At 52.4% G+C, this 17,703-nt stretch carries 13 protein-coding genes; 6 read left to right on the forward strand and 7 right to left on the reverse strand.

What is annotated here, in order from left to right; all coding sequences use genetic code 11:
• The first annotated feature begins 338 nt into the window (after positions 1–338).
• Positions 339–5,291 carry a pullulanase gene (locus tag BJP58_RS21830; RefSeq protein ID WP_194540528.1) on the forward strand — a complete coding sequence of 1,651 codons (4,953 nt, stop codon included), beginning with the start codon at positions 339–341 and terminating at the stop codon, positions 5,289–5,291.
• 195 nt (positions 5,292–5,486) lie between these two features.
• Here the strand turns inward: BJP58_RS21830 and BJP58_RS21835 are convergent, their stop codons facing one another.
• The 4 genes from BJP58_RS21835 to BJP58_RS21850 are packed head-to-tail and all read right to left on the reverse strand — an operon-like array spanning position 5,487 to position 9,923.
• The gene (locus BJP58_RS21835) at positions 5,487–6,263 is read right to left on the reverse strand and encodes a PHP domain-containing protein (protein ID WP_194540529.1); all 777 of its coding nucleotides are present in this window, start codon (positions 6,261–6,263) and stop codon (positions 5,487–5,489) included.
• 34 nt (positions 6,264–6,297) lie between these two features.
• Positions 6,298–7,107 carry an energy-coupling factor transporter transmembrane component T family protein gene (locus tag BJP58_RS21840; protein WP_194540530.1) on the reverse strand — a complete coding sequence of 270 codons (810 nt, stop codon included), beginning with the start codon at positions 7,105–7,107 and terminating at the stop codon, positions 6,298–6,300.
• Positions 7,082–9,040, reverse strand: a complete 1,959-nt coding sequence (locus tag BJP58_RS21845; protein ID WP_194540531.1) for an ABC transporter ATP-binding protein — start codon at positions 9,038–9,040, stop codon at positions 7,082–7,084. Before BJP58_RS21845 ends, BJP58_RS21840 begins: the two co-directional genes overlap by 26 nt.
• Complete coding sequence (locus BJP58_RS21850) at positions 9,033–9,923, reverse strand: DUF8171 family membrane protein (protein ID WP_194540532.1); 891 nt, start codon at positions 9,921–9,923, stop codon at positions 9,033–9,035. Before BJP58_RS21850 ends, BJP58_RS21845 begins: the two co-directional genes overlap by 8 nt.
• A 196-nt stretch (positions 9,924–10,119) precedes the next feature.
• Here BJP58_RS21850 and BJP58_RS21855 point away from each other — a divergent pair, with 196 nt between their 5' ends.
• The 4 genes from BJP58_RS21855 to BJP58_RS21870 all read left to right on the forward strand — a co-directional run bounded on the left by BJP58_RS21855 (position 10,120) and on the right by BJP58_RS21870 (position 15,025).
• Positions 10,120–10,962, forward strand: a complete 843-nt coding sequence (locus tag BJP58_RS21855; RefSeq protein WP_194540533.1) for a MurR/RpiR family transcriptional regulator — start codon at positions 10,120–10,122, stop codon at positions 10,960–10,962.
• Positions 10,963–11,385: 423 nt separating this feature from the next.
• Entirely contained in the window at positions 11,386–12,129 is a 744-nt protein-coding gene (locus BJP58_RS21860; protein WP_194540534.1) for a hypothetical protein, read from the forward strand.
• 15 nt (positions 12,130–12,144) lie between these two features.
• Entirely contained in the window at positions 12,145–13,833 is a 1,689-nt protein-coding gene (locus tag BJP58_RS21865) for a vWA domain-containing protein (RefSeq protein WP_194540535.1), read from the forward strand.
• Positions 13,834–13,885: 52 nt separating this feature from the next.
• Positions 13,886–15,025, forward strand: coding sequence for a toxic anion resistance protein (locus BJP58_RS21870; protein ID WP_194540536.1), 1,140 nt, complete (start codon positions 13,886–13,888; stop codon positions 15,023–15,025).
• 73 nt (positions 15,026–15,098) lie between these two features.
• Here the strand turns inward: BJP58_RS21870 and BJP58_RS21875 are convergent, their stop codons facing one another.
• From BJP58_RS21875 to BJP58_RS21885, 3 genes are all read right to left on the reverse strand, one after another.
• The gene (locus tag BJP58_RS21875; RefSeq protein ID WP_194540537.1) at positions 15,099–15,722 is read right to left on the reverse strand and encodes a TetR/AcrR family transcriptional regulator; all 624 of its coding nucleotides are present in this window, start codon (positions 15,720–15,722) and stop codon (positions 15,099–15,101) included.
• Positions 15,723–15,846: 124 nt separating this feature from the next.
• Positions 15,847–16,248, reverse strand: a complete 402-nt coding sequence (locus BJP58_RS21880) for a type II toxin-antitoxin system death-on-curing family toxin (RefSeq protein WP_194540538.1) — start codon at positions 16,246–16,248, stop codon at positions 15,847–15,849.
• Positions 16,245–16,508, reverse strand: coding sequence for an AbrB/MazE/SpoVT family DNA-binding domain-containing protein (locus tag BJP58_RS21885; protein ID WP_194540539.1), 264 nt, complete (start codon positions 16,506–16,508; stop codon positions 16,245–16,247). The genes BJP58_RS21880 and BJP58_RS21885 overlap by 4 nt, the downstream gene beginning before the upstream one ends.
• A 171-nt stretch (positions 16,509–16,679) precedes the next feature.
• Between BJP58_RS21885 and BJP58_RS21890 the strand changes: the two genes are divergently transcribed.
• Positions 16,680–17,633 carry a phosphotransferase enzyme family protein gene (locus BJP58_RS21890; protein ID WP_233354721.1) on the forward strand — a complete coding sequence of 318 codons (954 nt, stop codon included), beginning with the start codon at positions 16,680–16,682 and terminating at the stop codon, positions 17,631–17,633.
• The last annotated feature ends 70 nt before the right edge of the window (positions 17,634–17,703 follow it).

Below are 17,703 nucleotides of genomic sequence, written 5' to 3' on the forward strand. Positions count from 1 at the left end.
TATAATGTTTAATGTTATGGGAATCCTCGCGGGAAATCAATCCTAAGTTTGCGATCCCCGCTTGAGCCGAAAAATTCATGATGAAAACAGGTCAAAATGTAGTTGACGAGAAGGAGTCGTGATACTACAATAATTGATGCAAACGTTTCCATTGTAATCGCTTTCGTTTATATTTGTTTCATTCTATATTTCGAACATATTCTCTAACCATTGTCAGTAATTGTCGTACTTTACTTGATGGAAGCTCAAACCTGTTTATGCAAGCGTTTGCGCAATGAGTGGCATCAACATCGTATCAGCTGTACCTAATCCAAGAACAGAAGGAGGCTATTTGTTTCATGAGAATGACGGTTTCAAGCAAACGAACGTGGTCCATCTTCATGATTGTTTCGCTGATTTTCTCCATGCTCAGCATTCCGCCATCAACGGCCAATGCCAATAGCGCGCCAAGCCAGGTTACGCTGGTGGGGACTCTGCAATCCGAATTAGGCCATAGCGGGGATTGGGATCCGGCTGCTGCCGCGACAACCATGCACGATATGGGGAACGGAGAATACAGGTTCACCGGCAGCTTGCCCGCGGGATCGTACGAATACAAGATCGCGATCGACGGAAAGTGGGACGAGAATTACGGCTCCGCCCATTATTCCAATCCCAGCGGAGCAAACAAGGATGGCAACATCCTCATAACGCTCGCTCAAGATTCCCAGGTTACCTTTTATTACAATCATGGGACGCACCGGATCGCGGATTCTACATACTATGCTCCGATCGAGGCGGATAAGCTACCCCGAGTGATTGGCAGCTTCCAATCGGGCATCGGCGAAGCGGCTAACTGGTCGCCTGCGGATGCGAGATTAATCATGCAGGATTCTGATTATGACCATGTATACACGGTGACGGCCGACGTCTACGAAGGGGATCATGAGTACCAAATCGTTTTGGGCAGCGAAGCGGCAAGCCCGGTTCACCCCGCTAATCGGGAAAAGCTTCAGCTGCCACAGGATGTTAAGGTTACGTTCAGCTACGATGCGGCCAATCACGGCGTTGCCACTCATTTCACGGTACCCGCTGATCCGGAAACGCCGGTGCCGGCTAACCATCTGCGCGTCCATTACAACCGGGCTGACGCGAATTATGGCAGCATCGGACTGTGGATATTCGATGACGTCGCATCCCCGTCCGCCAATTGGCCGACTGGCGCAACGCCATTCCCTGGCGGGCAGCAGGACGGCTACGGGGCCTTCGTCGACATTCCGCTCAAGGACGGCGCCCAAAAAGTCGGCATCGTCGTTGTCGATCGTTTCAACGGCAATAAAGACGGCGGCGACAAGAAATTCACCCTAGCCTCGCCGGACATGAACGAAGTATGGCTCAAGGAAGGCTCCGATACGGTATACAGCTTTGAGCCTGTTGACCTGCCGGCGGATACCGTGCGCATCCACTATCAACGGCAGGATCAGAACTACGATCCGTACGGTTTGTGGATATGGGGCGACGATGTCGCTGCGCCTTCGAAGGATTGGCCGACGGGGGCTACCATGTTCCCATCAGGCCAAACCGACCGATATGGCGCATACGTGGACGTTCCGATGAAGCCGGGGGCCCAGAAGATTAACTTCCTCGTGCTGGATCCGGCCAAAGGAGACGTCGGCAAAGACGGAGGCGACAAAGGCTTCACCCTGGTAGACCGATACCAGCATCTGTTCATTCAAGAAGGCGACAACACCGTCTACACATCTCCGTATGGGGAAGTGCCTACCGGGTTGGTCTCTGCCGAGGTATGGGCTCCCGGAAAGCTCCAGCTCGGATTTACAATGACCGATGGTTTGGAAGCGGATACGCTGAAGAATGAGCTGCAGATTAAGGATAAGGACGGCCATACGGTTGCCATTCAAAACGTGAAGATTACCGGAAACACGACCATCGAAGTGTCGGCATCATTTCAGCTGGATCAGATACCGCTAAGCGTAACTTACGCCGGAAAAACCGTATCCGCCTCCACCGGCTGGAGAATGCTGGATGAGATGTACGCTTACGACGGCGATGACCTCGGGGCGACTTATCAGGCTGGAGGAACCGAGCTTAAGCTGTGGGCACCGACGGCGACCGACGTCACCGCAAATGTGTACGGCAAGGATGATGCCACGCAGTTTATCGGCAACGTCGCCCTCCAAAAGGGAGACAAAGGGGTATGGTCGGTTCAGTTGAATCCAGGAGACCTCGGTATCCAAGATTTTAGAGGATATTTTTATCAATACGAAGTGACCAACAACGGCGTGACGAAAACCGTGCTGGATCCATATGCCAAATCCATGGCGCAATTCAGAGTGAACACCAAGGGCGAAGTTGAACCGGACGGCGATGCCGTCGGCAAAGCCGCGATTGTCGATTTGAGTCAAACGGATCCCGTCGGATATGATTTTGCGGACATTCCGGACTACGAGCAGCGGGAAGACGCCATCATCTGGGAGATTCACGTCCGGGATTTCACATCCGATCCGACGATTGAGAACGACCTGCATAACGCGACTTGGGGATCCTACGATGCATTCAAAGAGAAGCTCGAATACATCAAGTCCCTGGGCGTCACCCATGTTCAGCTGCTGCCCGTGATGGCTTGGTATTACGGTGACGAAGCGGCCATGAAGAACAGGGAGCTGGATTATTCGGCCAAAGACAATGAGTACAACTGGGGGTATGACCCGCACAGCTATTTCTCCCCTGACGGTGCTTACTCCGAAGATCCAACGGATCCCGAGCTTCGCATCAAAGAACTGAAGGCGATGATTAACGCCATTCACGAGGCGGACATGGGCGTCGTATTGGACGTGGTCTACACCCATATGGCCAAGGCCGATTTCTTGAATGATATCGTGCCGAACTATTATGCGTTCCAGGACGCCAACGGCAATTTCATCGGCGGCTTCGGCAACAATCTGGCGACCAACCACAAGATGGCCGAGAAGCTGATGGTGGACTCCGTGAAATACTGGTTCGACGAATACAAAATCGACGGCATGCGCTGGGACATGATGGGCGACGCCACCTACGAAGCCGTGCAGAACGCTTATGATGCGGCTGCCGCCATCAACCCGAACGCCTTGTTTATCGGCGAGGGCTGGGTCACGTTCGGCGGTCATCTGTCGGATCCTTCCTTGGCAGGCAAGGGCGCAGACCAGAATTGGATGGATAAAACGGATAACGTCGGCGTTTTCTCCGATGAGTTCCGAAACGAGCTGAAATCCGGCTTCGGCAATGAAGGCGAGCCACGATTCATTACGAGCGGCGCGCGCGACATCCAAACCATTTTCAACAATATCAAGGCGCAGCCGAGCAACACGAAGGAAGACGATCCGGGTGACATCGTTCAATACATTGAAGCCCATGATAATCTGCCGCTGTACGACATCATTGCGCAGTCCATCAAAAAGGATCCGTCGATTGCAGCGAATGACCTCGAGATCCATAAGCGCATTCGCCTGGGCAACCTGCTCACCTTGACCTCGCAAGGAACGGCGTTCCTCCATGCAGGACAGGAGTACGGGCGGACCAAGCAATGGCTGGGCTCGGGGGTACCCGAGCAGAAATACCACGAATTAGAGGATGAGGCAGGAAACCGTTTCGGTTATTTCATCCATGACTCCTACGACTCCTCCGATGCCATCAACATGTTCGATTGGGAGAAGGCGACGGATGAAGCCAAATATCCGGAGAACAACAAAACGCGGGAATATACGACCGGACTGATACAGTTGAGAAAGTCGTCCGATGCATTCCGCCTTGGCGATCAGTCGATGGTGAATTCGAACGTGACGCTGCTGCAGATTCCCGAAGTAAAAGCGCAGGATCTGGTCATCGCCTATAAGAATAAAGCGACGGACGGAACCGGCGATTATTATGTGTTCGTTAATGCCGACAACCAGTCGAGAACGTTGACACTTAATGAAGATCTGACTTCCGGCACGGTGGTGGTCGATAACGATGAAGCAGGCACGACCGGCGTCAAAGCGAAGTCCGGCTTCACGTTAACCTCCGGCTCGATGACGCTTGAGCCTCTGACGGCCATTGTGATTAAAATGAATGCGAAGATCGATGACGGCGGCAGCGGCAGCAACCCCGGCAGTGGAAACGGAGGCGGGGGAGCAGGCGGCAATCCGCCAATCGATCCGGGAACGAAGCCAAATCAGGGTCAGCGGATCGTTAACGAAGAGTCGCTGCGTGGCGGGCAAGAGAAGGTGACAATTCAGCTCGGTGCCGAGGATATCGAAGTTCTCCTGCCGCTGACGGCAGGGGACATCCTGGGGACGAAGCCGCTGGAACTGAAGCAGGACGGCGTGATGGTACAGCTTCCGTCCGCTCTGCTCAAAGCGCTGCGCCAGCTCGTACCGGCCGAGCAGGCTAAGGATGCAGTCATTTCGTTTAAGCTCGAGGAGGTTGGATCGCAGACAGCTGCCTCTCTCGTAGCCAAAGCAGATGCTGTCGAGAAGGCTAAACTGAAGCAGGGCAGCAAGATGTACGCATTAGATCTTAACGTCCGCACAAAAGACGGCAAGGCATATAAGCTGGAGTATTTCATAGCACCTGTAACGATTGCTTTTCCTGTCGACAGCGTCATTCACGGCAAGCTGGCCGGCATCTACCACATCTCGGATCAGGGGCAATTGAAATATGCTGGCGGCAAGCTGGTAAACGAGTTATTAACGGCTGAAGTCAGTCAATTGAGCTATTATGCCGTGTTGGAATATGACAAATCGTTTGCCGACCTTGCTGGCCATTGGGCGGAGCAAGCGATAAATGAGCTGGCAGCCAAGCATATTGTGAATGGCACCAGCGATACAATATTCAGTCCGAGTCAGCAGCTGACTCGTGCACAATTTGCCGCAATGCTCGTTCGTGCCCTGGGCCTTGAAAGCACGCAAGACACGGCCTTCACGGATGTGGACGGCGATGCATGGTATGCTTCGGCGGTTGCGGCGGCTTACCAGCACGGGCTGGTGAACGGCAGAGGCAAGGGCACGTTCGCACCGAACGAGGCGATCACCCGCGAGGAGCTGGCTGTCATGCTCTACCGTGCATATGGAACCAAGGGGAGCGCCTCTCCTTCACCGGAAGCACCGGATCTGAAGGATAGGAAGCAAATTTCTTCATGGGCACTTCAAGAGGTGAATGAAGCTTTGGCCCTTGGCTTAATGAAGGGGCATGCCAATGGCACGTTTACGCCTCAAGCCAAGACCACCCGTGCGGAAAGCGCGCAAGCCATGCTGAATCTGTTGGACCGGCTGCAGTAATTCCGCCCATCCCGCCGATTCGCGCAACGCTGGAATGGGATAGAGCCGGTTGCGGCGGGAATGACATGGGATCGAGTCGCAATATAGCAATCTCTCGGAAACGCAAGGAGCCTGGACATGGATAATGGCCAGGCTTCTTTTTCGTCGATATGGTCGGGTTTCCAACATTAACTTTGGAGCAGTTTCAATCTTTTCCTAGATGACGGCAGAGGGGGATTGGAGGCGGATGATCTCCTTCATGAGTTTTTTCAGCATGACGGAGGCTTTGACCTTAATGGGCAGGCTGTCCGAGACATGAAGCTGGTAAGCGCCTTGCATAATGGCACTTTTAAGCTCGTCGGCGGACACGCAAGGCACGTGCAGCTCGTTATAGACGCTTCCGAATTGAAGGCATTGATGCGTATCGCTTCCCGCCGTAACAGGTTTGCCGAGATCGGCAGCGAACCGTTGAACCTGATCTTGATTGGCTTCGCAGCCGTATTGGTACATATCCTTGGCATTGAGATCAAAGGCGTCCAGGCGGCTCAACTGGCTGCGGGTGAGATGGTGGAGCGGTGTGCTCTCCCGGAACGGATGGGCACCGATCTTGAGCAGCGGGAAGGCTTCGGCTAAGTCCATCAGGTCATCAAAGGGAATGAAGGAGCCCTTCTCTGTATATCCATCCAGCTGGCGGCGGGTCTCCAGAATATACTCCTTCCGGCCAATCAGCAGAATGTGACCGGTCTCCCGAATGTCCACTTCCATGCCCGGAAAGATTTTCAATCCGTCTGCATCGTAGTATTCGCCATTGTAAGGAAACATCCGGTCAAGCTGCTGGTACACTTCTTCAAAATGGCGCGTATTGAAATGCTCGGTCAGAGCGAGCGCATCAAGGCCGTTGTCCAGCGCCTCCCGGATCATCTCCTCATAATAATTTATAGAGAAATCGGATGCTTTGGACAATTTGGCATGGGTATGAAGATCAATTTTCATATTCAAACACTCCTTGTATAAGTCAGTGGTAAGGTCAGCCGATCCAGAACAATAATGCGGTATATGCTGCCGTACCGGACAGGAACAGCACATCCCTCGCGGACAGGGTCAGGTGGGACAGCTTCAGCTTCTTGGCGGTCGGATTCTTCATGCCGTAGGAGAACCCGCGGGTCTCCAGCGCTTCTACCGTCGTGCGGGAACGTTTAGCAGTTGCCAGCATCAAGGGGAAGAAGGATAGCACCAGCAGCTTTATATAATAGGCTGCGAGCCGCCAGTAGAGAAAACCGGTGCGTTCCGGCGCTTTTCCCCGCAATCGGTAAGAGAGCATTACATTGCGGAATTCTTCGAATAATACGGGGAGTATCCGATAACCGTATGACAAGCTGAACGAGAAGGCGGCAGGCATGCCGAGCGCAAGCAGGCCGTCGCTGATTTTCTCGGGATCCATGCCGGAGAAGACCGTAATGCTCGCAAGCGATACAACCGACAGCTTTAAGGTCAGCTTCAGCAGTGGCAGCGCGGAACTGATGTCCCCACCGAAAAAGAGGGACACAATAAACAGCCAGCCGACCTGGCCGATCAAGCCCAGGCATAGCACAACGATAATAAACGGCGTTACCCGCGACAGAACGGTGGTAACCACCATCATCAGAAACAATCCAGCCAGCACGTTGATGCTGGAGATGAACCAGGGTGCGATAGCGAAGAACAGGTACCAGATCAGCATGCATCGAGGGTCCAACCGGGAAAGGGATGCATGGCCGCTTCCGTAGGCGGTATTCATCAACTCGAGTTGAATCCGTTCAATCGTAATCTTGTTAAACCAGTTGCGGACTAACTGCATGGTGGTGAAGCTCCTTTCCACTCAGAATGCGGTACATATACTGCGCAAACTCGGCCGGCGAGCTGGTTGGGGGCATGACGCCCAGCCTTGTCGATAAATCCATCATTTGGGTCGGTGCAAGCCCGGCCCGGGAAATAAGCTCCGAATCGGCGAAGATCTCGGAGACGGTGCCGTCGCCGGCCACGACGCCTTGATTTAAGACGATGACTCTTGTCGCCCATTCGTGAACCAGCTGCATATCATGGGTAGCGATGATAACGGTGCGGACATGGCCCTCCAGCTCTTGCAGCGTATTCAGCAGCTCCTCGCGAGTGGACATGTCCAGATTGGCCGTTGGCTCATCGAGCAGAATCAGCCGGGGCATCATGGCGGCTCCTATGGCTAGGGAAACGCGGCGCTGCTGGCCTCCGCTGAGGAGACGGGCGTCCCGTTCCTTGAGAGGCTCAAGCCGGAAATGGGTCAGCATGCGATGAACCCTGTCCTCAGCCTCCGGGTGGCGGCGGCTCTTTAAGCCATAGGCCACTTCTTTATACACATTATCTTCAATGAACATATCCTCGGGATTCTGGAAGACGTAAGCCACGTTAGCGGATATTTGCTCCATCGATAAATCCTTGGTATTCCTACCCATAATCGAGACGGAGCCGCCGGAAGGCTTGGCGATGCCGGCAATCAGCTTCAGGAGAGATGATTTGCCCGCGCCGTTGTTGCCTACAAGCGCGATGCGCTCCCCTTCATACAGGCGAAGATTAATGCCCTGGAGCACCTCATGCTCCGCCTTATGAATCGTTCGGTAGCGGAGTACGGATCGGTTAAAATGTACGAGCGTGCTATGCTCCATTTGGCGTTCTGTTTCATGCTCCTGTCGAGGACTGTGCTGGTCGGAATCCGGGTTCTTCACGGTTGTGTCAGCCGGTGAAGCATCGTCAGCTCTCGCGCCGGTTGGTGTATGATCAAGCAGCAACGGGGTATCCGTGTGCCTGTGCAGAAGCTCTCCAAAATAGACTTCTGCTTCCTCAGCCGTAATAGGGTAAGGCTGCATCAGCCGATATCCGGACAATCCCATAGACTGAGAGCCGGAGCCGACCGTTATCGAGTGTCCATCCTGCGGACTGTCGGGGGCCATGCCTCCATTCAGCAGAATCGCAGACAGCTGTACCGCTGCTTTGGTCACCTGGGGAGGCTGGATGCCCAGCCGCTCCAGATCTTGAAGGCTGTTCAGCGCTTCGATGACCGGGCGCTGCCACAGTACTTTCCCCTGCTCCATCAGGCACACTTCCTCGCAGTAGTCGGCAATAAACTCCGTATGATGCTCAATCACGATAATGGTTTTTCCATGAACCTGATTCAATTGGCGCAGCACATCATACACCTGCCTGGCGTGCTGGGGATCGAGCTGGGATACCGGCTCATCCACCACGAGAATATCCGGTTCCAGCGAGAGGGCTCCCGCCAAGGCGAGCAAATGCTTCTGCCCGCCGCTCAGCTCCCAGATATAGCGTTCCTTCAGATGGGTTAATCCGCACATATCGAGTGCCCTCGCGCCCAAGGCCCGGTAGTCCGGGAGTCCGTAATTGAGCGGAGCGAAGTTGGCTTCATCCATGACCGTCGGACGGACAAGCTGGTTATCAAAATCCTGATAGACATACCCCACCATCCGCGACAGCTCGGAGACTGTCCGGTTCTCGGCGGAAACCCCGCAGATTTCAACGGTTCCTGTGAAGTCGCCTGAATAATAGTGGGGAATCAATCCGTTGAACAGCTTGCAGAGCGTGGATTTGCCGCAGCCGTTTCCTCCGATGATCGCCGTAAAGCTGCCGCGGCGAATATGCAGGGACGCCTCATTCAGTACGGGCTGCTCCGAACCGGGATAGACGAAGGTGACGCCTGCGATTCGGATTGCCGGGTTGTCATGAACGAACGGTTTAGACATAAGGCGGGTTCTCCGACATTTTCTTTTCTTGAAGTCCGCGGTTTCTTCTGGCCCGCATGAACGTCAGAACCGCAATGGCAACGATGGCGGCTGCACCGATGCTGATCCAGATTGCGCCGATGCCGAACCGGTCTGCAAATCCGCTGTCCCACTCGCCGAAGTTCCAGTCCGTTTCCGAAAGGGACTCCGCTCCGAAGGCAACCAGCGCCAAAGCGATTCCAGCCAGGATCAGCTTGGGCGAGATGATGCCGGCGGCTTCGTATTTCGTAAGCTTCTGGCGGGGTTTAATGCCGAGCAGTGGCTCGATTTTTCCATACAACCTTGGAACCAGATATAATGTAGGCAGAAGAGCGAAGAGAATGCCGGAGAACAGCACATCGTTCAGGAAACCGATGCCTTCGACAAGCACCACGCTTTGTGCAAGCCCGGGCACGGCTTCGAATTCCTCGACGCCGATCCAGACCTTGCCGATGTCTACCAGAGAGCTGCACAGCTGATGGATGATGACGCCCGACATGGCGGCGATGCCTACCTGGGCGCGATTGAGGGGATTTTTGACCATACGGCCGGCGACGTACATGGCGAAGGAGAAGGTAAGAAACTTCTCCAGCTCACCGAGACCGCCGAATTGTCCGAGCATGAGTTCGCCGAAGATGACCTCGCCGAGCGCAGCCCCCACAGCCGCGTAAAAAGGATGGAACAGCATGCAGAGCGTCAAGGGGATGAACGCGAAGTATTCGACGGAAAGCTCGATCGGACCCAGGCGGAACGCGGGGATGAGCTCAGTGAACATGTTGGATAGGCCGTACAGCGACATGGACAACACAAAAATCATCATTTTCTGCGAAGACGTTAGGGTATAGACCCGTGAATTGCTTGCCATTAAAAAGAAGCCTCCTTGGAAATGGATTTGTTATCAGTATAGGAGGCGATTATTAAAATGAACGGAGTACTATGTCAACGCATTGTAATATTTTTTACATAGATGTTACCATGGAATAAAATTTACATAACAATCACGGCGTATGATGTACTCATACCGAACGAAGAAGACTGATCGTATAAGGAGTGCAGCAGCATTGAAAAATTGGTTTCCCGATAAATCCGGATTTTCGCCGAGTCAGCTCAAAATTGCCGATTTTATCGAACGTTATCCCGAGGAGATGCTGTTCATGACCGAGCAGGAAATCGCCGATCGGCTTGGCACCAGCATCGCGACCGTATCCCGGTTTTGGCGTGCCGTCGGTTACGACAATGCCAAGGCGTTTAAGCTCAAGCTGCGGGAGTCCTCGGATTCGACGCCTGCGGTGAAACTGGAAAAGACGATATCCCGGCTGGACGCGTCCAGCTTGCCGGTGAAAATGCTGGAGCAGGCGAAGCATCATCTGCAAGATACGATAAAGAGGATCCATCCCGATGAGCTGGAGGAAGCAGCCGGGCTGATGGCTTCGGCAAGACGCGTCTATATCTATGCACCAGGTCCATCCCTGTCGCTGGGCGAGCTGTTATCGTACCGCTTATCCCGGTTCGGCATGTCGGTGCGGATCATGGCTGGGAGCGGCCATGAACTGCTGGAATCGCTGGCACACCTGGAAAGCGAGGATGTCGTGCTGATCTTCAGCTTCACCCGGATGCTCCCGGAAACGGAGGTCATTCTGGACTGCGTAAGCCGCGTGCAGAATGCGGCGATCATGATCACTGACCGGGAGGACTTTCGTTATGGAACACCGGCGCGAATCTCGTTTTATGTCAGTCGGGGGGATATGGGCGAGTTTCATTCCATGGTGACGCCGCTATTGCTGATCGAGCAGCTCATTCTGAGCATCGGCATGCTGAATAAGGAGAAGGTGCTGCGCAAGCTGGATTATTTAGGTGAACTGCGGACTCGGTATGCGGATAAGCTGCCGCGAGGCAAAGCTTAAAGCCTGCTCGATAGTTGCCCATCTATTAATAGCAGAAGTCTTTCAGGCAATCCCTGAAGGACTTTTTTTGCGTCTTTTGTCGCAGAACCATTGGATTATTTATGTGATTTTGTTATAGTTACCCTGATCTAGCTTGCCTCAGCTCGGCCTCCTGTTCTTCCAGCAACTCTCTGCGTCTGCACCTGGCGTTCAAGGCACACGACGAAAGTGTGAACGTCATCTTGACCAGGTGAGGTTCTGGATACAAAAGTTGGAGTGGATTGTAAAATCGGCAGGTCTATCGCGCGAGGAAAATGCATCTAACTTCGATTTGAGACGTAGTATGTGTTATATCCTTATGTATCTATGTTTTACGGATGTTTCAAAAGGCGGTTATAGGTCGAATCAGTCATCGCTCTATAGGAGTAGGGGAGGTGTTAATTCTTGAATGGCTCGAAATCCGTGAAGCTGCTCCTGCTTATGGCGGTTATCGCGATCGTGAATATTGTCCTGGTCTCGCCCGGGCTGCTTGGATTCCAAATCGGCGGCGACAGCGCCTTCCAGTCGGCATTGGTCATCACCGTATGGGTTGTCAGTGTTCTTGCACTCTTTTATGGCAGTTATGTCTTGTTATTCAAGCCTCCGGCTGCGAAGGCGATCCAAACGATTCAGACCCGTGAGGATTACATAGACGCGCTTCACCATTATCGTAACGTGAAAGTGCTGAAGAATGATATCGCTCTTGCCCTGGACCAATTGGAACGAATCGAGAAAAAGAGAAATGCGCTGCTGAATGTCCTGGGTCAGCGTTTTGAACAAACGGAGCTCAGTTACAAGAAATTCATGGCGGTCATCGATGAGGTGGAGAAGCTATTCTATCTCAATATCCGGGGGATTCTGAACAAGCTGGGCGTCTTCGCCGCATCTGATTTCACCCGCATGGCCGATCAGCCCAAAGCCTCCCAGCTATCCGGCAAGGTGGCGCAGAAAAAAACAGCTCTGTACCAAGAGTATCTGGCTTACGTAACCGGTTATTTGGAGGCGAATGAGGAGATCATGCTCAAACTCGATAAACTGCTGCTGGAGATTTCCTTGCTTGGCAGCACCGATTACCGGGATGTGGAGGAGATGCCCTGCATGAAGGAAATCGATATGTTAATCAAACAAACCAAACTATATAAGCAATAAGAGAGGGAGATGATTATGCGAAGCAAGGGTAGTGCCTTTGTTGTATTAGTGGCCATTGCAGTGGTCGTGTTTGTTCTGGTGTACGCGGGGATCGCGTTAACCTCGAACCTGGGCAAGAGCGAAGCCGAGGTCGATTCGGAAGGCGCGGCTAAGAAAATCAACAAAATCTACAAGGACATTATGGTTACGACGGCGGACCCGATAAAAGGTCAAGTCGATCTGGACCCGGTGGCCGTAGCAGACTCCCTGCCCGATATATCCAAATTCCCGATCTCGGTTGAGAATACAACGGACTTATACGTCGAAATATTCTCTTCTCCCGAGAAAGCAGGGCCGGGCATTGACGGATGGCTGAATGAAGTGGCAACGGAGTTCAACAACTCCAAGCCGGTGGTGAACGGACAGCCGGTATCCGTGAAGATCCGCAATATTGCTTCGGGAACCGCAACCGATTACATAACATCCGGGAAGTACGTGCCGGACGCTTTTACCCCTTCCAATGAGCTGTGGGGGGAGATGGTTAAGGAATATGGCGTCAAAGCCGAGCTAGTATCCAAGCGTCTCACGGGGAACGTGACCGGCGTTGTCACCCGAAAGGCCAAATACGACGAGCTGGTGGAGAAGTACGGCTCCTTGAACGTCAAGACGCTGACGGATGCGATATCGAATAATGAGTTGGCGATGGGGTATACGGATCCTTTTGCCAGCTCGACGGGTCTTAACTTTCTGATCACGGCCCTTGAAACGTTTGACAGCTCGGATCTGCTTAGTGAAAAAGCGGTACAGGGTTTCGAAAAATTCCAGGCGAACGTCCCTTTCACGGCTTCGACCACGATCCAGATGCGCGATGCGGCGAAGTCCGGTATGCTGGATGCCTTTGTTCTGGAGTATCAGACCTATGTCAACGCGGCGGATATGAAGAGCGGTTATGTCTTTACCCCGTTTGGCGTAAGGCATGACAGTCCTTTGTATGCGCTCGGGAAATTGCCGCAGGAGAAGCTGGAGATCATTAAGAAATTCGCGGCGTTTGTCGAGCAGGACAAATACCAGAAGATGGCCGACAAAAAAGGGTTCAATGGTCTGAATGATTACCAATCCGAGCTTGAAGTTGTTGACAGCAGCCTGCTGCCGTCCGCCCAGAAGCTGTGGAAGGAGAAGAAGGACGGCAACAAGCCGGTTGCGGCCGTGTTTGTGGCGGATGTGTCGGGGAGCATGGACGGTGAGCCGTTAAACCGCCTCAAGCAATCGCTGTTGACGGGACAGAAATATTTGGGCCGGGACAACAGCATCGGCTTTGTATCGTACTCCACGGATGTCACGATTAATCTGCCGATCGGCAAATATGACTTGAATCAGCAATCGATGTTTGTCGGGGCGATCAACAGTCTTGAAGCCAGCGGGAATACCGCCACCTTTGACGGCATTGCGGTGGCGATGAAGATGCTTCAGGACGAGATGGCGGCGAATCCGGACGTGAAACCTCTGATTTTTGTGCTGAGTGACGGAGAGACGAACGTTGGCCACTCCCTTGACGATATTCGGGAACTGATCCAAGCCTACAAAATCCCGGTGTACACGATTGGCTATAATGCGAACATCCAGGCGCTTCAAAGTATCTCCAGCATCAATGAAGCCGCCAGCATCAACGCCGATACCGATGATGTCGTATACAAAATCAGCCAGCTGCTGAATGTGCAGATGTAGCATCAATACAAGCGATATAAGAGTTAACAAGAAACTTGGAGGAGGGGTTATATTGTCATTTACGATGGAAGTCATAAGTCCCGAGGAGATCAAGACGGCGATTGAGGAGCAGGTGAAGCCTGAGCCGGAAGAAGTCACGCAGCTGAAGGAGCTGGCGGCTAACAATGTGCAGGCCATCATGGAACTGGATATTGAATCGCTCGAGAAGCGAAGACAGGTGCTGCAATCCATTGAAAGCTTTGGCATCAGCACGATGAGATCCTCCTCGGAGAAGAATGCGCTCCTGCAGGTTCAGGTGGGGAGATTATCGAAAACCGGGGATGAAGGCGGTCAAGTGGCTAAAGGGTTAACGGAGCTGCAGCTGCAGCTGAAGGATCTGGATCCGAGCGTTGTGGATTTTGCGAAAAGCGGTCTCCTGGGCATGGTATTTAACCCGCTGCGCCGATATTTTGCCAAATTTCAAAAGGCGGATGCCGTCATTTCGGACATCATCATTTCTCTTGATAAAGGAAAAACCGTACTAAAGAATGACAACACCACGCTGGAGATTGAACAGCAAACCCTCCGCGAGCTCACCAAAAAGCTGCAAAAGGAAATTCAGCTGGGCATGCTCATGGACGCAGAGATCGAATCCCAGGTCGAGGCGGCTAAAATACGGCAGGAGTCGGAGGATAAAATCCGGTTTATTACTGAAGAGGTGCTGTTTCCGCTGCGCCAGCGCGTGATGGACCTGCAGCAGATGCTGGTCGTGAACCAGCAGGGGATCATGGCTATTGAAGTGGTCATCCGGAACAACAAAGAATTGATTCGCGGCGTGGATCGGGCGAGAAACGTAACGGTAACGGCGCTGAAAATCTCGGTCACGGTGGCTAGTGCCCTGTACAACCAGAAGATTGTCCTGAAGAAAATCGAGCTGCTGAACGAAACCACGAACAACCTGATCAGCGCCACTTCCAAAATGCTGAAGGATCAGGGCGCGGCGATTCACAAGCAATCGCTGGAAACGAGCATTTCCGTCGATACCTTGAAGCAAGCGTTCACGGATGTGCTGTCAGCGCTTGATTCCATCAGCACATATAAGCAGGAGGCTCTCCCGCGGATGCGTGAGACGATCCACCAGTTCAGTGAGCTGGCGGTAACGGGCGAGCAGCAGATCCAGCGCTTGGAGCGGGGGCAGAAGCTGGGACTGTAGCGTAGGCGGGGACATCATCAAATAAAGAGTGTGCGGTTACGAGACTGCACACTCTTTTTATATGGACAAAGCCTTAGGCTCGCAAATAATTAAGCAGGATCCGCTTGAGAATCGCAAGCTGTTTCTCCGGGGCGAGGTCCGGCTCGACCACCAGGATGTTTTTCTGGAGGGACAGCTTTCTGGCGAAAATGCCGAATGTATTCACGATGGTGGACAGCGTCTCGGAAATCGGAAGATCGGCTTGAACCGATCCGTCTTCAACGCCTTGCTCCACAATGGTCGAGAACACCTCGGATATGTTCCGATAGACGGCGTTAAATAGCTCGATGTCCTCAAGAGGCTCCGTGAACTGGGCAGCATAGCTCTCGAAGTTCTCAAGCAGCTTGACGTTTGAGCTGGCCGGCTGCTCCAGGAGGGAAATGAAGTGGTCGAACAGCAGCTCCAGCTTCTCCATGCAGGAAATCGGCCGTTCCGCGATGGAACGGAAGGTTTCGAGAACGGTTTCCAGGTTTTTCGTAGCGACGGCAACGACGAGTTTCTCCTTCCGCGGAAAAAATCGAAATATGGTGGCTATGCCCATTTTGGCCTCGGTGGCGACATCCTGCATCGTGGCTGTTTCAATGCCTTTACGGGTAAATACGCACTCTGCTGCTTCGACGATGCGTTGGGTCCGGGCTTTTCGGGTTTCGGGATTCATAATCGGGCCTTCTTTCAAACATGAGAATGTAGTCTATCTCCACCGTATTATAATCCTCCTGCCAATTGGTCCACAACAACTTATACATTAGCAGAAAAAGCGACCCGTAAATGGTCGCTTTTTATTACGTTATTTCAATGGAATATTCTTTAATAAGGGACGTAAGTTCTTGAAAGGTGAATTTGTGATTAACCATATCGACCGTGAGATTCTCTGCTTGTTTTTGACCCATGATAAATCGATATCCGTTATAGCGTAAAAACAGGAGAAGAGCCGTGAAGGCGGTTCTTTTATTGGCGTTTTGAAATGGGTGATTTTGTCCCAGTGATTCAAATAATGCAGCTGACTTTTCCCAGATAGATAAATAGGCGTCCTCTCCAAAAGCTGACGATTGAGGCCGATGGAGGGCCGACTCAAGCAAATGCGGATTCTTTACACCGATATGCTCGCCGACACTATATTTCTGTATCATAGCGACGTTAATGGCGATAACCTCTTGGGAGGTTAGATAACGTATAGGGGTCATCGATCTTTTAACCCTTTTAAGGTCTGGTCGTATTCGCTCATGATCTCAGACAAAGTATCTAGGAAATCAGGGCTGACGCCGTCAGGAAGGGAGACCTTATTAGCTTTTTTAATGATGATCTCTCCATTTGTTTGATTAACATCAATTTGCACCGTATCACCTAAATCTAAGCCGATCTGTTTGAGAGCATCCGTCATCGTAATTCCCAAACTGTTACCGAATTTAGTTACTTTCCGTTCCATTTCGTTCACCCTGCTCATATAAAGTTTCCTCCTTATCATATTATTCAACTGTTATAACAATTATACATTGACTGAGAAATAAGATAAATCTCGATTCTTGTAGTAGCGGTTAAATGAAGGAGCCGGCTATCCATATGCAGAAATCAATGGTCAATGAATGTTTGATCACCCGAATGGTGAAGGGAGGCGATGCAATTGGAACGAAGAAGGGAACTTATGGACGCCGCTGTAAGCAGGTTCAGACTCTTGGAGCGGGATCGACTTCAGACGCATTTTTCCGAACACAGCCTTGTCTGTTCTTATCGAAGGGGTGCGGAGACCGTGTATGTACGCTTGACCGACGAGTCCCATAAACCGTATGCAAAGATTGCAGGCGAGGTGCAGTGGGTGGAGTTTCTCGGGAGTAACGGCGTTTGCGTTGCGAGGCCGCACTACTCGGCGGCAGGAAATCTTGCGGAGCGGATTCGGACGGAGGATCATGACTATACGGCGGTCTGTTATGAGGAAGCCAAGGGGCGTCCGGTCGGGGAGAACGATGCCGATGAGAGCTTACACAGGCGAATGGGCCAATTCATGGGTCGCATGCACGGCATCGCCAAGGGGTACATCCATCTGGATCCCGTCACAAGACGGCCTGATTGGTCGGATGAGGCGGAAAAAGTCCGGCGTATTGATTTACCGCCATCCGAGAAGGAGATCACCCTTGGTTATCAGGCATTGTTCCATTATATATCGGACCTTCCGGTTGCTGAGGACGCTTATGGACTGATCCATGCGGATTTCCATTACGGCAATTTTTTCGTGCATGAGGATTCATTGTGTCTGATTGATTTTGATGCGAGCCGATATTCATGGTTCGTGGATGACATTGCGGTGGCTGCGTTTTTCTCAGGTTTAACCGAAGGAGCCGATTCGGACCCTGACAGGTTTCTGATCCCGTTCCTGGAAGGATACCGTCTGGAGCATCATCTGGAGGAGAAATGGCTTCGAGAAATCCCGTATTTCATGAAGCTGAGAGAGATGGGTCGGTATATCAAGCTATTCCATGCCTGCGGCGGAGCATTCGACAAACTCCATCCGTGGGGGCAGTGGTATATGAAAGGGCGTAGGGAAAAGATTCTGCAAGGCGATCTGCCACTTTAATAAACGCAGCCTTGGTTAGAAAGACGGAACCAGGGATTTTTTATATTTAGCGGGAGGGCTGGCTGCGAAG

Source organism: Paenibacillus sp. JZ16 (assembly GCF_015326965.1).
GTDB lineage: Bacteria > Bacillota > Bacilli > Paenibacillales > Paenibacillaceae > Paenibacillus_AQ.

Excerpts from the sequence above, each read along its gene's own strand:
- BJP58_RS21845 (WP_194540531.1), bottom strand. The coding sequence starts at position 9,040 with ATGTCTAAACCGTTCGTTCATGACAACCCGGCAATCCGAATCGCAGGC.
- BJP58_RS21875 (WP_194540537.1), bottom strand. The coding sequence starts at position 15,722 with ATGAATCCCGAAACCCGAAAAGCCCGGACCCAACGCATCGTCGAAGCA.
- BJP58_RS21835 (WP_194540529.1), bottom strand. The coding sequence starts at position 6,263 with ATGAAAATTGATCTTCATACCCATGCCAAATTGTCCAAAGCATCCGAT.
- BJP58_RS21840 (WP_194540530.1), bottom strand. The coding sequence starts at position 7,107 with ATGCAGTTAGTCCGCAACTGGTTTAACAAGATTACGATTGAACGGATT.
- BJP58_RS21850 (WP_194540532.1), bottom strand. The coding sequence starts at position 9,923 with ATGGCAAGCAATTCACGGGTCTATACCCTAACGTCTTCGCAGAAAATG.
- BJP58_RS21830 (WP_194540528.1), top strand. The coding sequence starts at position 339 with ATGAGAATGACGGTTTCAAGCAAACGAACGTGGTCCATCTTCATGATT.
- BJP58_RS21885 (WP_194540539.1), bottom strand. The coding sequence starts at position 16,508 with ATGAGCAGGGTGAACGAAATGGAACGGAAAGTAACTAAATTCGGTAAC.
- BJP58_RS21880 (WP_194540538.1), bottom strand. The coding sequence starts at position 16,248 with ATGACCCCTATACGTTATCTAACCTCCCAAGAGGTTATCGCCATTAAC.
- BJP58_RS21865 (WP_194540535.1), top strand. The coding sequence starts at position 12,145 with ATGCGAAGCAAGGGTAGTGCCTTTGTTGTATTAGTGGCCATTGCAGTG.
- BJP58_RS21890 (WP_233354721.1), top strand. The coding sequence starts at position 16,680 with ATGCAATTGGAACGAAGAAGGGAACTTATGGACGCCGCTGTAAGCAGG.